The 277-nt window shown below is 67.1% G+C and carries 1 protein-coding gene; it reads left to right on the plus strand.

All coding sequences use genetic code 11. The annotated features are described in order from the left end of the window. A partial coding sequence (locus SB764_RS39700; RefSeq protein WP_410866711.1) for a TonB-dependent receptor domain-containing protein occupies positions 1–277 on the plus strand: 277 nt, incomplete at both ends.

The raw sequence follows: 277 nt of genomic DNA on the forward strand, positions 1-277 counted from the left end.
GCTTACAAACCCGGCGGCTACAACCTGGCCCCGTCCAACCCCGCCGATGCGCGCCCCTTCGGCAAGGAACGTGGCGTGAGCTACGAAGCCGGCGCGCGCTTTGACGGCGATGCGTTGCGCGCGGGCGCCGCCCTTTACCGCACCGACATCCGCGACGCGCAGCTCTATGTCAGCGACCAGATCGGCTATCAGCACATCGAGAACGTCGGCAACACGCGCTCCACCGGCGTCGAATTCGACCTGAGCTGGGACGTGACCTCGCAATGGACGCTGGGGC

Origin of the sequence: Paraburkholderia sp. SIMBA_027, from assembly GCF_046535315.1 — a bacterium.
Classification (GTDB): domain Bacteria; phylum Pseudomonadota; class Gammaproteobacteria; order Burkholderiales; family Burkholderiaceae; genus Paraburkholderia; species Paraburkholderia tropica.